The organism is Simplicispira psychrophila DSM 11588 (assembly GCF_000688255.1).
Lineage (GTDB): Bacteria > Pseudomonadota > Gammaproteobacteria > Burkholderiales > Burkholderiaceae_C > Simplicispira > Simplicispira psychrophila.
On sequence record NZ_JHYS01000004.1, the window covers coordinates 157,544 to 172,498 of the forward strand.

A 14,955-nucleotide genomic window follows, 5' to 3' on the forward strand; every position below is an offset into this window, starting at 1 on the left:
GAGAGTTGGGCCTTGTTAAGGATTTTTTGCAAATCTGAATCGAACTGTTCAATTTCAGCGGACAGTTGTTTCAAAAGGATTTGGATGCTGCCATCAAACTCCTGCCATAAGTCAGTAGAGTTTTTTCCAACAGCGCATTGAGCGCTTCGCAGTAGGTGTCCAGCAGCTTGCGCCGGATATCTTGCAAGTTATCGCCTACGATAATTTGAACATCGCGGTATCGAATACTGGCGCTATCGCCCGTGGCACCTCCCAGCCCGCCGCCCAACCCGGCACCGATAGCCGCACCCGCAGGCCCCCCGACCACAAAGCCAATTAATCCACCACCTATCGTCCCCAAGAGTGAATTGCGTTTTTTTGTACCCGAGCGTGTGCCAGCTTCCACCTGTTCGGTGATAGTGTCGATTTTGAAATCTGGAATCTGGGCTAACAGGCTGTGCTGGTAGGTGCTTTTGACGCTGGATTGAAATTCCTTGGTCAAATCATCCACGATGGCTTGCACTCGCTCATTAGCGATTTCCTGGAACTTTTCTCCCAACTTGTTGTTGAAATTTTTTAATTGACTGGTGATGTGATCCGCATCCCCTCGGTTGCTCTCCAAGCCGACAAAAAAGGTATCGATGAAGCGTTTCAGATCGTGTTGACCTTCACGGCTGTGCTGGGAGATTTGATTCTTCAACCTTTCATTCAGTTTCCGCAATGCCGGCCTGAAGTCAGTCATCAGCTTTTCGTAGGGCACCAAATCGTTTTCGCAGTCCCCCAGAAAATGGTGCAGATTTTTCATGGGCACACGCTGCTTGATCTTGACGCCTTCCGATTGGCAAATGTCTTGCAGTGTTGCGCAAAAGGAGCCGATACCACTGTCCAGAAAGGCAACCGGGTCATGAGCGCGCTCTTGGGCGTAGCGCGACGAGATGGATACGATTTCCAGCTTGTCGGAACCTAGCAGTTCCTTTAATTCCCCACGTACATAGTCTTGCTGCTTGGCACGCCGTTCAGCGTCTTTCATGACAATGCATTGAATCAAGTCACCGCTGTCGTTGATATCTTCCTCAATGTCATCGCTGCCCGTGAGCAACAGCAGCGTTCTTTTTTCTTTGTAGATGAGGTCTCGGATTTCAGCCAGATCGCTGGCGCGTCCCGGCGCATCTGACTTCATGGTGTAGAGGATCAAATCGGCATGATCCAAGTATTCACGGGCCAAATTGCCATTTTCTTCTTTCATAGAGTGCAAGCCTGGCGAATCCACCCAAGTTAGACCCGATAGGCTGAAACTTTGGATGGAACTGGTTGCCTCGGTAGCACCTACCCGGAATTCGCGCTTTTTTGCAGCCTCTTGATCGCTGTCTCCCCCTTCTACATTCTTCCTGTCGTGGGATTTATATGTGGGGTGGCGCTCAGGTAGAGTCTCGCGTTTGATGTCGTCTGTGGGATCGGTATGACCCCAGGCAACGTAGTTACCCAGAGAGCTTTTGCCAGACTTGACTTTGCCACTGACAAAAACCAGCAGCGAATCTTCAAATCCCTGGCGAAATTTGACACCCTTTTGACGCCCGGCCACCTTGGCATCCCACTCGCGGCTGGTCTGCGCCATGGTGACCACGAAGTGGCTCAGTGATGCTTGTAATGGATTGGATTTAGGCAGGCTTTTTTGTGCATTCTGCAAATGGCTGGAGATGGCCTCCACCAGTTTGGCACGCGAGGCGTCAAATGTTTTCTCCAGCACCTGGGTTTCTTGCAGTGAACTGGTGAATTGCGTTGCTAGGGTGCCAAACGATGCCAGTAAGGCTTCTCTGGAGATGGATTTTTCTGTCATGGTGTGACGGTCTTCTTATGCTTGCGCGGACGCTGTTTCTTTTTCCAGCTTCATGAGTTGGGCTTTGATTTTTTTCAGCGTGTCAATATCGTCATTGATGCGTGCAACCCGTGCTTCCTTTTCTTGTAATGCTGCTCCGCACTGAAATTCTGGCTTGTACAGTTCAGAGAAGATGGCCAGATTTTCAATAATCTTCTGACGCGATGCCCTCTTGGTGAGAATTTTCTCTAGGCTATCGATGGTGGCAAAAAGATAGGAATCTCTTCGGGATGCTTCTTCCATATCAATAGGCTTAGCGCCTTTTTTCAAGTCGAAATCAAGCTTAAAAGCATTCCGCGAAATGGCTTCGACCAAATCAGAAGGCAATGCCTGTGCCAAGCCTTTGCCAAAGGCACGGCCCTGCTTGCAAAAATCTTCGTATGCGGCTTCCTGCTTTTGCGCGCGATCGCGTTTCTTGCGTTCTCTTTCTGCCGCCTCCTTTAGGCGGCGCTCTGCCTCATCGCTATCGTTGTCGTTGTCGTTTTTGTCGTCATCGCTGATAGCGTAGGCAACTGCTGCGGCTGCGGCTGCGACAAGGCCACCAATCAGGAAAGGGAAGGGCATAAATGTTCCTTAAATTTTTTTGAAGTTGGATGTGCTCTCGCTCAGGAAAGCCTGTAGCTGCTCCATTTGCGTATTGAAATGGGAAAACTGCTCGTTGATGTTTTCTCGTATGAGGGTTTTTTCATTACCCAGCTCTTGTATCAAGGTGTCTATTTCAGCTCGCAGTATTTCGATGCTCGCGGCTAGTTTGTTCTGGCGTGACTGGTGTATTTTTGGAGTTATTTTTTTCAGGTGCTGTAGCAGTGTGTCAATATGGCTAGCCTGAACAAGCCCGTTTTTTTGCTGACTAATACCGGTTTTGTAGCGGGTGTTCGATATCTGGAAGGTGGTGAAAACAGTACCTAACTTTTCTTGGCACTGTTTCTGTATTTCCTTGTCGATAGCATCTATTTTGGCTGCGGACTCTTTGTCGATCTTGCTGATGACGATGGCGATACTGTGCTTGGCCGACTTTCCGAATCGGCCTTTCAATTGGCGCAGAAAAGCCAGCTCGCTTGCATCCAGTTCGCCTTGGGGTTGATGTACGAAGAGCACGATGTCGGCCTCGTCAATACCTTGATGCGCAAGAGCATCGTCTTGGGTATTGGCATCGAGACCCGGAGTATCCAAGTAGATGTAGTGCTGGGTTTCCAGCTTTTTGTTTGCAGTAGTTTCACGCTGGTCAGCAGTTTTGAAATATTCTTGCTCAATATGCTGGGTAAGCATATTGAGCAAATAGCTCTTTCCCGCATTCATGAGCCCGCAAACTGCGATGATAGGTTTGCTGGGCGTTGAGTACGCACTCAGCGCAAGCTGCTCTGAGCGATTTTTAAGATCGAAGGTTTTTTTCATAAATAGTGGATTTCAGATTTTTGTAAACCAATTGCGAAGGCTTGCGTAGGTGGAGGAGACAGGCTCTGATTGCGACGGCTGATCGTGTTTGCATTTCGGGCAGACACCCGGTTTTTGGTGCAAAACATCGCTGATCGGCGCAAAAAACCAGCGATGGGCGCAGCGGCCACAGGTGTATCGAACAGGACTGGGACGTATTGGCATGACTGATCCTTAACTGTTGTGGCGTTACTTCATCTCTGCCAAAAGGCGTTGCTTGAGTTGCGCAAACTCTTCCGCCGTCAGCGCACCGCTCTGATGCAGGGCAAACAGGGCTTGGAGTTCAGTAACGTAATCTCGGCTGATTTTTGGGGGCATCTCTGCGCCATTGGTCAATGAATAGGGCATCGACTCCTGCTCCTGCTCCTGCTCCTGCTCCTGCTCCTGCTCCTGCTCCTGCTCCTGCTCCTGCTCTTGGTCGCCTATGCGCGCACCGATTCGCCCGATGGCAGAAACGCCGGCGTAGATGCCGTACAGCAAACAGCCCACCACAAACAGCACGATCAGTAAAAAAATCAGTTGCATCACACCTCTCACAATGCCAGCGCCTGCCGCAACCCCGCCACCAACTCCTCATGCCACTGCACCGGCTTGACGATGCGCACGTTGGGCAGCCAGTAGCGCACCACAGGCAGTAACTGATTCGGGTGGTTGATGTGCGTGGTCACCAGCAGCGAGCCGTCGGCGTCGGCGCGCTGCTGTTGCTGCGGTAGCAGGGCGCGGCGGGCGAAATAGTGAGCCACCTCGGGTGCTACGCGCAGTAGCACTTCGGTGGTGCCTTGGGTGAACCACACGTCGTCCTTGGCGTTGATGTAGTCCTGATGCGCCGGGTCAGGAGTAAAGCGGCTGGTCTCGTTCACGGTCAGTTCAGTGATCAAGGCGACGCTGAAGTTTTTCAGCAGACCGCCCTCGATCGCGGCCAAATACCACACGCCGTTTTTGTGGATCAGGCGGTAGGGTTGGGCGTGGCGCGGCTTGGCTTTGTAGGCGAACTGGCATTCATGGCGCTGCTCGATGGCGTCTTGCAGCAGGGCAAAGATGTGCGTGGTGTGCGGGCCTTGGGCGCGCAAATCCTCTTGCGGCGTGGCTTGCACTTGCATGGCGCGCTTGGGTTCCGGGGTTTCTAGCTGCTCTAGCAGGTAGCGCAGGCTGGCATCGGGAAACAAGCGCTCGGTGCCGGCGAGGCGGGCGTAGTCGTGCAAATGCCGTGTGGGAATGGTGCTGCGGGCGGCGTGCGCCAGTTGCCAGTGCCCGTTGGGGCCGCGCTCGGCGATGCCATGCAGGCGTTCGCCCAAATCGCGCTCGATGGTGCGTACGTCCACGTTGAACGCCTGCGCCAACTGGTGTTTGTCCAGGCTGTCGCCTTGGTGCAGCAGCGCCAAGATGTGGGACAGGCGCTGGGCCAGTTTTTCTCCTTTGGCGCTGGCGCGGTGCGGGGTGGTGGTAGCGGTGGGCATGGGTTGAGGTTTACAAAATGATGCTCAGTGTGTCAAAGAGTGTGCGGTGCTGGGCTTGCGTACCGCTTGCAAGGGAGGATTAATGGGGTGTTGGCCCGACTGTAGAAGGCAGGTGCGACAGGTGGTGTCGCAGCGCAGTGCAGCGGCATTTTTTAAGCTAAAACAGCCTCTAGCCCTTTCCAGTCAAGCGGTAGCAGCTCTTAAAAAATGAGCATAAAAAACCGCCTCGAGGGCGGTTTTGGTGGGTCGCAGCGGCGCGGCCTAGTCAATACGGCGTTATGTACCCGCAGGCACAGCCACCAACTTGACCCCCAGCGCCTTGCAGACGCGGGAAATAGTGTCAAAACGCGGGCTGGCGTTGGGGCGCAGTGCTTTATAAAGCGCCTCGCGGCCAATGCCGGCATCTTGCGCAATTTGCGTCATGCCACGGGCGCGGGCAATGTCGCCTAGCGTGGCTGCCAGCAAAGCCGGGTCGCCGTCTTCAATCACCAGACTCAGGTACTCAGCAATGTCTTGCTCGGTTTGCAGCATTTCGGTGATGTCGAAGTCCGGCAGCTTAACAATGTCAATCTTGTGGGTCATATCGGGTCTCCGGTTCAAAGGCATTTCGATAAATCAATCGCTTTGGCGATGTCATCAGGCTGGCTGGACTTGTCGCCGCCGCCGAGCATCACGATCAACAAACCGTTGTGCTCCACGTAGTACATCCGCCAGCCAGGGCCAAAAAATTCGCGCATTTCCCAAACACCGCTACCTACAGGCTTGCAGTCGCCCAAGTTTCCCATCTGTGCTTTACGCAAACGCAGGCCTAAGCGTTTGCGGGTAGATGCTGTCTTTAATGCTATCCAGCCAAGCATCAAATTCGGGCATACGTTTGATCGTGTACATCTTTTGATTGTAGTTGAACGAATACAAAATGCAGGCTGATTTGTAGCTGATTTTTAAGCCAAAATAGCCTCTAGCCCTTTCCAGTCAAGCGGTAGCAGCTCTTAAAAAATGAGCAAAAAAACCGCCTCGAAAGGCGGTTTTGACTGGGCGCGGGGTGGGTAACTGTTACGCCACCGCATCCGCCGGCAAGCGTTGCAGCATGGCCAGGCTGTTGGCGATGGTGCTGCGCAGTTCGCGGCGGTCGCAGATGAAATCGACCGCGCCTTTGGTGAGCAAAAATTCGGCGCGCTGGAAGCCTTCGGGCAGGGTGACGCGCACGGTGGATTCGATCACGCGCGGGCCGGCAAAGCCGATCAGTGCCTTGGGTTCGGCAATGACGATGTCGCCGAGGAAGGCAAAGCCGGCGCTGACGCCACCCATGGTCGGGTCGGTCAGCACGCTGATGTAGGGCAGGCCTTTTTTGGCCAAGCGTGTCAGGGCGGCGTTGGTTTTGGCCATTTGCATCAGCGATAACAGGCCCTCCTGCATCCGCGCGCCGCCGGTGGCGGTAAAGCAGATGAAAGGCACTTTTTGTTCGATGGCGTTTTCGACGCCGCGCACAAAGCGCTCGCCGACCACGCTGCCCATGCTGCCGCCCATGAAGTCAAATTCAAAGCAGGCCACCACGACGTTGATGCTTTTGACGGCGCCGCCAAAAACGATCAGGGCGTCGGTTTCGCCGGTGCTTTCCAGTGCTTCTTTCAGGCGTTCGGGGTACTTGCGGCTGTCCTTGAACTTGAGCGCATCGACGGGGATGACTTCCTGGCCGATCTCGTAGCGCCCTTCGGGGTCTAGGAAGGCATCGAGGCGGGCGCGGGCGCCAATGCGGTGGTGGTGGCCGCATTTGGGGCAGACGCTCTGGTTGTGCTCCAGGTCGGTTTTGTAGAGCACGCTTTCACAGCTGGGGCATTTGATCCACAGGCCTTCGGGCATCTGGCGGCGCACCGTGGGGTCAGTGGGCTGGATTTTGGCGGGCAGGAGTTTTTCAAGCCAGGACATGGGGTTTCCTTTTTAATGCTTTAACAGTGCGCGGGGCTCAAGCGGATCATGCAGATCAGGCGTCGAGCGCCTTGCGCACACCGCGCAGAAAGCTGATGGCCAGGGGCACGATTTTTTCGTGCGGCTGGTCTTCCAGCAGTTGGATGATGCGGCTGCCAATCACCACGGCGTCGGCCACGCGGCCCACCGCCTGGGCGGTGGCGGCGTCGCGGATGCCAAAGCCGACACCGACGGGGATGTGCACATGTTTGCGGATGCGCGGCAGCATCTCTTCGACGGCGCTGGTGTCCAGCGCGGCCGAGCCGGTCACACCTTTGAGCGAGACGTAATAGACATAGCCGCTGGCCACGCGCGCTACTTCGGCCATGCGCTCTTCGGTGCTGGTGGGGGCCAGCAGGAAGATCAAGTCCATGTTTTTGGCGCGCAGCTTGGCGGCAAAATCGACGCATTCTTCGGGTGGGTAATCGACGATGAGTACGCCATCGACGCCCGCAGCAGCGGCGTGGTTGACGAAGGCATCCGTGCCGTGCAGCTGGTCGTAGCGCTCCACCGGGTTGGCGTAGCCCATCAGTACCACCGGGGTGGTGTGGTTGCGCTTGCGAAATTCTGTGACGTGCGCCAGCACCTGCACCATGCCTACGCCCAGGGCCAGGGCTTTTTCTCCGGCCTTCTGGATCACCGGGCCGTCGGCCATCGGGTCAGAAAACGGTACGCCCAGTTCAATCACATCGGCACCGGCTTCCACCATGCCGTGCATCAGGGCCGGGGTGATGTCGGCAAACGGGAAGCCCGCCGTGACGTAGGGAATCAGGGCTGTGCGGCCCTGGGCCTGGAGTTGCTCAAAAGTGGTCTGGATGCGGCTCATGGTTTGCTTTCTGCGCCTTTGACCGCCAGCCCGCGCATAGAGGGGCGGTCGTAAAAATCTTCGCCCGAGAGGTCGGCCACGGTACCGATGTCTTTGTCGCCCCGGCCTGAGAGGTTGACCAGGATGGATTGGTCAGGGCGCATTTCTTTGGCCAGCTTCATGGCGTAGGCAAAGGCGTGGCTCGATTCGAGTGCCGGAATGATGCCTTCGGTGCGGCACAGGTAGTGAAAGGCCGCCAGCGCTTCTTTGTCGGTGATGCCGACGTATTCAGCGCGGCCAATTTCTTGCAACCAAGCATGTTCGGGGCCGACGCCGGGGTAGTCCAGGCCAGCGCTGATGCTGTGCGTTTCCATGATCTGGCCGTTGTCGTCTTGCAGGATGAAGGTGCGGTTGCCGTGCAGCACGCCGGCGCTGCCGCGTTGCAGCGAGGCCGAGTGCTTGTGCGTGTCCAGACCTTCGCCGGCGGCTTCGACGCCGATCAGGCGCACGTTGTCAAACGGAATATAGGGATGGAAAATGCCCATCGCATTGCTGCCGCCGCCGACACAAGCCATCACCACATCGGGCTGCTGGGCGGGCAGGTTTTGCTCGGCCAGCACCAGCGGCATTTGCGTCAGGCATTCGGTGCCGATGACGCTTTGGAAGTCGCGCACCATCATCGGGTAGGGGTGCGGTCCAGCCACGGTGCCGATGATGTAGAAGGTGTTGTCCACATTCGCTACCCAGTCGCGCATGGCTTCGTTGAGCGCATCTTTCAGCGTCTTGCTGCCCGATTCGACCGGCACCACGGTGGCGCCCAGTAGCTTCATGCGATAGACGTTGGGGCTTTGGCGTTTGACGTCTTCTGCGCCCATGTAGACGATGCATTCGAGGCCGTAGCGCGCGCAGATGGTGGCGGTTGCCACGCCGTGCTGGCCGGCGCCGGTCTCGGCAATGATGCGCGGCTTGCCCATGCGTTTGGCGAGCATGGCTTGGCCGATGACGTTGTTGATCTTGTGCGCGCCGGTGTGGTTCAGGTCTTCGCGCTTCAGGTAAATCTGCGCCCCGCCCATTTCCTGGCTGGTGCGCGCCGCGTGGTAGACCGGCGAGGGCCGGCCGACAAAGTGCGCCATCTCGTAATTGAATTCAGCGATAAACGCTGGATCGTGCTGGTAGCGGGCATAGGCCTCGCGCAGCTCTTTGAGAGCGAAGGTCAGGGTCTCGCTGGCAAAACTGCCGCCGTAGCGGCCAAAGTGGCCCGAGGAGTCAGGGTGTTGGTAAGAAGCCATGGTGGGTATTCGCAAGTTGGGCATCGGCCGCACGCACGGCGGCTACGAAGCGATAGATCTTGTCGGCGTCTTTGAGGCCCTTGCGGGGCTGGCCATCGGGGCCGTCCAGTTCGACGCCGGAGCTGACATCAACCGCCAGCGTTTTGCAACGCGGGCGTACCTGCAAAATGCCATCGGTCACGTTTGCAGGCGTGAGTCCACCACTTAAAACGAGGTGATAGGCGACGCTTGGAGGTAGGAGTGACCAATGGAATGCCTTGCCGCCGCCGCCATAGCCTTCGACATGGGCGTCGAGCAGGATGGCTTGGGCGCGAGAGTAAACATGGGCATATTCTAAGAGGTCAAACTGCGCGCCTGCCGCTCCGAGGGGAATGCGTGCGGCGCACACAAAGGGGCGCGCGCCCTGGCCGCTGGCCTGCCAGCACTGTTCGGGTGTTTCATCACCATGAAATTGCACTGTAGCTCCCGATATACATGCGGTTGCAGCTATGATTTCAGGAGTTGGCGCGTTGACGAACAACAGCACCGGCGTGACAAACGGCGGTAGGCGTGCGGCCAGTTCGGCAGCGCGCTTGACGCTGACGGCACGCGGGCTGGGCGCGTACAGCACTAAGCCGATGGCATCGACGCCCGCCGCCACGGCGGCATCCACATCCTGCTCGCGCGTCAGGCCGCAGATTTTGATGCGGGTGCGGTGCAGGGGAGTCAGTGGTGCGGTGGATGGGGCGGTGGGGCTGTTCATGGCAGCCAATCATACGCAGCGGTGCGCGTCGGCAAACCCCATTGGGCGTCGTACACCGGGCCTTGAAAATACAGCCCGTCGGGCGAAAACGTCGGTGCTGCCACTTTGCGCGAGCGTGCTGCCAGCACCTCGCGCAGCCAGTCCACACTCTGCGTGCCTTGGCCGATCGCCAGCAGGCAGCCCATGATGTTGCGGATCATGTGGTGCAAAAAGGCATTGGCTTCAAACTCAAAGCGCCAGTAGCACGGGCTCCAGCCCTGGCCCGGCTCGGGGTGATCAGCGTTATCGGGGCCACGGCGTGTGATGTCAATGCGGTGCATGGTTTTGATGGGCGACAAGGCCTGGCAGGCTGCCGCCCGGAATGAGCTGAAGTCGTGCTCGCCCAGCAGCAGCGCCGCCGCTGCCCGCATCGCTTCGCCGTCGAGCGGATGGAACACCCAGCCGACGCGCCCGGCATCCACACTGGGGCGCACCGGGGACTGGAGCACCACATAGGCATAACGCCGCGCCGTGGCACTGGCCCGCGCATGAAAAGCTGGCGGCACCGGCTGCGCCCATTGGACGGCAATCGGACTGGGCAAAAAGGCGTTGGTGCCACGCACCCAGGAGGCGGGCGTGCGCTGCACCGGTGTATCGAAGTGCACCACCTGCATCAGGCCGTGGACGCCGGAATCGGTGCGACCGGCGCACAGGATGTTGATGGGCTGGGTGGCAAATTTGGCCAGGGCTGCTTCCAGCTTGTCTTGTACGGTGTTGCCACAGGACTGGCTTTGCCAGCCGTGGTAGGGGCTGCCGTTGTAGCTGACGCCCAGTGCAATTCTGTGTGTCATGGCGTGGCGCTGATGAGGCTGTGCAAAAGGGAGTGGGGGAAGGTGCGACGGCGCCTGACAGGCGCCGTCGTGACCTGTGGCCCCAGGCTGGATCAATCGAGCTCGGACAGCAGGCGTTCGGCCCGCGCCTTGAGTTCGCCCGAAGATTCGGCGATCACTTCTTCGATCAGGGTGCGCGCACCGTCGCTGTCGCCAATCGTGTTGAACTCTTGTGCCAGCGCCAGTTTGGTGGCCAGTGGGTCGTCAGACAATGGCGGTGGCACGGTGTTGTCTGCGACTGGGTTGGCCGTTGCAGCGGATTGCGGCGTGTCCAGATCCAGCGACAGATCGTCAAGGCTGAATTCCATCATGCCGGAATCCGGCAGGGTGAAGGGGTCTTCTGGCGGCGGCACTGCGGCTGCCGCTTTCGGGCTAATGTCAGGCAAGTCGAGATCGGGCATATCGATCGAAAAATCGAGGTCCGTCATGCTGGGCTCGTCCTCGGGCTTAGGCGCGGCCTTCGGTACGGGGGGCGCAGGAGGTGGAGGCGCCGGGGCGTCCCAGGATGGCTCCTGCGGCGCACTGCCAAAGTCCAGTGCAGGTAAATCCAGATCGTAGGCAGGGTCTGCAGTTTCATCAGCATCATCCGCCTGTGCGATTGCGCGGCCGAACACGGGGTCGGTGGTTGCGCCGGCGGCCTTTGCGGCCTCTGCAAAGCTGATCGGCTCGGACGCTGGCGCGTTGCTCAGGGCGTCGTTCAGTGACTCCAGGTCGAGATCCAGACTCAGATCGTCGTAGTCATCGCTATGGTCTTGCTCTGCCAGAGCACGGGCCAATCCGAAGTCGGGTATCGATGCTGCATCGCTGGCGACGCTGGCGGTCGCTGCAAGACCGCCGATTTGGTAGAGGGCGTTGGCGGGATCGATCTCGCGTCCCAGGTCAGAGACGCGTGTCCACTCAGGGCCGCTGCCCTGGGTGCGTTTGTGGACGTCTTGGGCTGTGGCCTCCAGGGCTTTACGGTCTTGGCGTTTGGCGTAAATCTCGGCCAGTTTGACGTACACCGAGATGCGCTCGGGGTTGTGGCGTACGGCTTCTTTCAGAATTTCTTCAGCTTGCAGGTCGCGGCCATAAGCCAGGTAGACGTCGGCTTCTGCCACTGGATCAACGTCGCCGCCAGCGTCCAGCTGGCTGGAGGTGAAAGCCAGTGACGAACCGCCCGTGGTGGTGTCATTGCCAGCGGTGTCCACGCGTTGGCCACCACTGCCGCCAAAGAATGAGTCAGGTTGTACGCGGCTGTCCATGAACGAACTGTCCAGGGGCGCTTTATCGCGGCGCCGTTGCAGCACGCGGTAACCACCGTAACCCAGCAGCAAGGCCAGCAGACCTGCGCCGGCAAACGGCACCATGGGGTCTTCCATCAGCTCGGACAGAAAACTCGGTGCGGGCGCCGGTTCTGGAGCGGGAGTGGCGGGGGGCGGTGCGATCGCCACGACGGCAGGGGGCGCTGCTGCAGGCGTGGCTGGGGCGTCAGCTTCGGCGGCCTCTGGTGTGGCTACCTCGGCAACGGCTGCGGGCTCGGTACTGGCGGGTGCTGGCTTGTCCGCTGGGGCCACGACTGTGGCAGGTGCGGCAGGTGTGGCCGCAGCAGGTGCTGCAGTGGTCGCCGCCACTGGCGGTGTGACGGTCACCGGGGACGGGACCGGCAGGGTGATGCCGGGCGCCGCGGAGCTGCCAGTGTCTGCCGCTTTGGCGCCAGGGGCTGGTGTGGCACCGGCAGGAGCCGAAGCAGTACTCAGCTTGTTCAGTTCCTCGATGTTTTTGGCCAGTTCTTGCGTCCGGGCTGAGGCCTCGTTGGCCTGTTTGCGCTGGGCCAGCAATTCTTCGGTGGATTTCTTGCCTTGCAGGGCGCCCTTGGACAGGGTCAGTTTGTCGGGCGCCGTAGCCGCGGCGCGCTTGTCGTCGGTTTGTGTCTGTACCGAGCCCTTGGCTGAGCGCTCGGCTGCAGCTTGCTGCGTGGCGGGAGCGACGCGGGCCAGTTTGCGGCGGAACTCGTTAAAGTCGCGGCTTTGCAGCGCGATGATCTGGCGTGCTTCTCCGGTGGGCGTGGCGAGGGCGTCGCTCGAACTGGGCATTTGCAAGACTGCGCCAGCCTTGATGCGGTTGACGTTGCCCTGAATGAAGGCATCCGGGTTGCTGCGCATCAGGGCGACGAGCATCTGGTCGAGTGAGACGCTGCCAGGGCGGTGTGCGGTGGCGATGCGCCCTGCCGTGTCGCCCGGCTTGACGGTGACAGCGGCACCCTCGGACGTGCTGGTTGGCAGGCGCGGCGCAGGGGCGGGTGTCGGGCGTGGTGCCCGGCTGGGTGCACTGGCGCGTGGCTCAGGGGGCACGCTGGCGGGCGGGCGGGTGGCGGAAGGTGCACTGGGTGCCGGTGCCGGTGCCGGGGCAGGGCGCGGGGCGGGGGCTGCGCTCGGCGCCGGGGCGGATATTTGTGCCGCTGCCGTCACGGTGGCCGGCGTGCGACGCAGAGAAGGCGGGTCAAACAGCATGGTATAGCTGCGTGTGATGTGGCCCGAGCTCCACCGCGCATCCACTACCAAGTCAACAAACGGATCATTGACCGGGGTGCTGCCGCTCAGGCGCAAGACGCTGCGGCCATCGGGGCGGCGGTGCAGCTTCATCTGTACCTGGTTGGCGATGGATGAGTACTCCATCCCCTGGGCACGAAAGGCCTCGGCAGAGGCGGTGCTGGCCTGCAGCGAATCTGCCTCGGCAGCAGTGATTTGTGGCAGGTCGATCTCGGCACGCAAAGGCTCGCCCAGAGCCGATTGCACCGTGATGGGTCCCAAGGCCAGTGCGGCTGCGTCAGGCGCATACAAACCGACCGACACTGCCGCAGCCATGGCCAGCGCAGAATATTTCCAACAGTGCATGGATGCCATCAATGGGTGAGGGGTTAAGGCTCGATTGAGCAGCCTGTTATTTTTTTTCATTGTCTGTGCCTGCTCCGCCCCGGCTTGAGAAAGTATGTAAAAAGCACCATAGCAGTAATGTTTTGGAGTGACAAGCTCACGCACTGCCTAAGCTTTGGAGGCTTGCGCCACGGCCTGATTGGGGGGTGACAGGTGTTGTCCAAGGACAACGAGCAGTAACCAGGTGTTGCCAGAAAGCACCCGCGCCATGTGCAACGCGCGCAGTCCCTTGCAGGACTGCGCGCGCAGCGCTACCTCAAGTGCAGTGATTGCAGAGTTCAGGCACTCAGCAAAATACGCAACATGCGGCGCAGCGGCTCGGCTGCGCCCCACAGCAGTTGGTCGCCCACCGTGAAAGCGCCGACATATTCTGGCCCCATCGCCAGCTTGCGGATGCGACCGACGGGAATGGTCATGGTGCCGGTGACGGCGACTGGGGTCAGGGCTTGGATAGTGGCTTCGCGCGTGTTAGGTACCACTTTGACCCACTGATTGTCGGCGGCAATCATGGCTTCGATATCGGCCACTGGCACGTCTTTTTTTAGCTTGAAGGTCAGCGCTTGGCTGTGACAGCGCATAGCACCGACGCGCACGCAGAAGCCGTCGACCGGAATGGCACTGGTGCCAAAGCCTTCGCCTTGGCCCAAGATCTTGTTGGTCTCGGCCATGCCCTTCCACTCTTCCTTGGACTGGCCGTTGCCCAGGTCCTTGTCGATCCACGGGATCAGCGAGCCGCCCAAGGGCACGCCAAAATTGGCCGTTTCGGCGGTGCTCAGGCTGCGTTGCTTGGCGATGACCTTGCGGTCGATTTCCAAAATGGCGCTTTTCGGATTGTCCAGCAGGGAGCGCACTTCAGCGTTTAGCGTGCCGTACTGCGTCAGCAGCTCGCGCATATGTTGCGCGCCGCCGCCGCTGGCGGCTTGGTAGGTTTGCGTGCTCATCCACTCGACCAGACCAGCCTTGTAGAGCGCGCCGACGCCAATCAACATACAGCTGACGGTGCAGTTGCCGCCGACCCAGTTTTTGCCGCCCTTGGCCAGTGCGCTTTGGATGACCGGCATGTTCACCGGGTCGAGCACGATGACCGCGTCGTCGTTCATGCGCAGCGTCGATGCCGCGTCGATCCAGTGGCCATTCCAACCAGCTGCGCGCAGCTGGGGGAAAACTTCTGACGTGTAGTCACCGCCCTGGGCGGTGATGATGATGTCGCAGCGCTTCAAAGCGTTGATGTCGAACGCGTCCTGCAACGTGGTTTCATTCTTCGCCATGGTCGGCGCTGTGCCACCGGCGTTGGAGGTGGAGAAAAACAAGGGTTCGATCAGGTCGAAGTCTTTTTCTTCGACCATGCGATCCATCAACACCGAGCCGACCATGCCGCGCCAGCCGACCAAACCTACTAACTTGCTCATTTTTAACGCCTCTTTCAGTTGAATAAACAGTGCCCGACCGGGTCTGCTTGCCTGGCTCGTCTGGCCAGGAGGGGCGCACGACGAACCAGGCTGGATCAGCCCTTAATGGTGGTCGTGGTTGTGGGGGTGCTTGCGCGCGCAACCGCAGCGGCCTGGACGGCTCGGGCGGTGTTCAGCGGGAACGGGCGGACAACAAACATAGCCTGTGATTATAGCGG

The 14,955-nt window shown here is 59.1% G+C and carries 14 protein-coding genes; all 14 read right to left on the minus strand.

Translation table 11 applies throughout. The annotated features are described in order from the left end of the window. Positions 1-70 precede the first annotated feature (70 nt). Positions 71-1,816, minus strand: coding sequence for a dynamin family protein (locus tag Q390_RS0106110; RefSeq protein WP_027995264.1), 1,746 nt, complete (start codon positions 1,814-1,816; stop codon positions 71-73). Positions 1,817-1,831: 15 nt separating this feature from the next. Next, positions 1,832-2,419, minus strand: a complete 588-nt coding sequence (locus Q390_RS0106115) for a hypothetical protein (protein WP_027995265.1) — start codon at positions 2,417-2,419, stop codon at positions 1,832-1,834. Positions 2,420-2,428: 9 nt separating this feature from the next. Beyond that, complete coding sequence (locus Q390_RS17735) at positions 2,429-3,250, minus strand: GTPase (protein WP_051603078.1); 822 nt, start codon at positions 3,248-3,250, stop codon at positions 2,429-2,431. A 228-nt stretch (positions 3,251-3,478) separates the two neighbouring features. Beyond that, positions 3,479-3,814, minus strand: a complete 336-nt coding sequence (locus Q390_RS19885; protein WP_051603079.1) for an SHOCT domain-containing protein — start codon at positions 3,812-3,814, stop codon at positions 3,479-3,481. 8 nt (positions 3,815-3,822) lie between these two features. Further along, a complete protein-coding gene (locus Q390_RS0106130; protein ID WP_027995266.1) occupies positions 3,823-4,746 on the minus strand; it encodes a helix-turn-helix transcriptional regulator in 924 nt (307 codons plus the stop codon). Between the two features lie 276 nt (positions 4,747-5,022). Next, the gene (locus tag Q390_RS0106135; RefSeq protein WP_027995267.1) at positions 5,023-5,328 is read right to left on the minus strand and encodes an addiction module antidote protein; all 306 of its coding nucleotides are present in this window, start codon (positions 5,326-5,328) and stop codon (positions 5,023-5,025) included. Positions 5,329-5,342: 14 nt separating this feature from the next. Then, positions 5,343-5,603 (minus strand): type II toxin-antitoxin system RelE/ParE family toxin, encoded by a 261-nt coding sequence (locus Q390_RS17745; protein ID WP_342666085.1) that lies wholly within the window; start codon positions 5,601-5,603, stop codon positions 5,343-5,345. Positions 5,604-5,799: 196 nt separating this feature from the next. Further along, positions 5,800-6,672, minus strand: a complete 873-nt coding sequence (gene accD / locus Q390_RS0106145) for an acetyl-CoA carboxylase, carboxyltransferase subunit beta (protein ID WP_027995268.1) — start codon at positions 6,670-6,672, stop codon at positions 5,800-5,802. A gap of 55 nt (positions 6,673-6,727) precedes the next feature. Continuing rightward, a complete protein-coding gene (gene trpA / locus Q390_RS0106150) occupies positions 6,728-7,537 on the minus strand; it encodes a tryptophan synthase subunit alpha (RefSeq protein ID WP_027995269.1) in 810 nt (269 codons plus the stop codon). Beyond that, positions 7,534-8,805 (minus strand): tryptophan synthase subunit beta, encoded by a 1,272-nt coding sequence (gene trpB / locus Q390_RS0106155; protein ID WP_027995270.1) that lies wholly within the window; start codon positions 8,803-8,805, stop codon positions 7,534-7,536. Before trpB ends, trpA begins: the two co-directional genes overlap by 4 nt. Further along, the gene (locus Q390_RS0106160; protein WP_027995271.1) at positions 8,783-9,547 is read right to left on the minus strand and encodes a phosphoribosylanthranilate isomerase; all 765 of its coding nucleotides are present in this window, start codon (positions 9,545-9,547) and stop codon (positions 8,783-8,785) included. Before Q390_RS0106160 ends, trpB begins: the two co-directional genes overlap by 23 nt. Continuing rightward, on the minus strand, positions 9,544-10,377 hold the full coding sequence (gene truA, locus Q390_RS0106165) for a tRNA pseudouridine(38-40) synthase TruA (protein WP_027995272.1): 834 nt from the start codon (positions 10,375-10,377) through the stop codon (positions 9,544-9,546). The genes Q390_RS0106160 and truA overlap by 4 nt, the downstream gene beginning before the upstream one ends. Positions 10,378-10,469: 92 nt before the next feature. Beyond that, positions 10,470-13,289 (minus strand): motility hub landmark protein FimV, encoded by a 2,820-nt coding sequence (locus Q390_RS0106170; RefSeq protein WP_027995273.1) that lies wholly within the window; start codon positions 13,287-13,289, stop codon positions 10,470-10,472. A gap of 317 nt (positions 13,290-13,606) precedes the next feature. Continuing rightward, positions 13,607-14,737 (minus strand): aspartate-semialdehyde dehydrogenase, encoded by a 1,131-nt coding sequence (asd, locus tag Q390_RS0106175; protein WP_027995274.1) that lies wholly within the window; start codon positions 14,735-14,737, stop codon positions 13,607-13,609. Positions 14,738-14,955 lie beyond the last annotated feature (218 nt).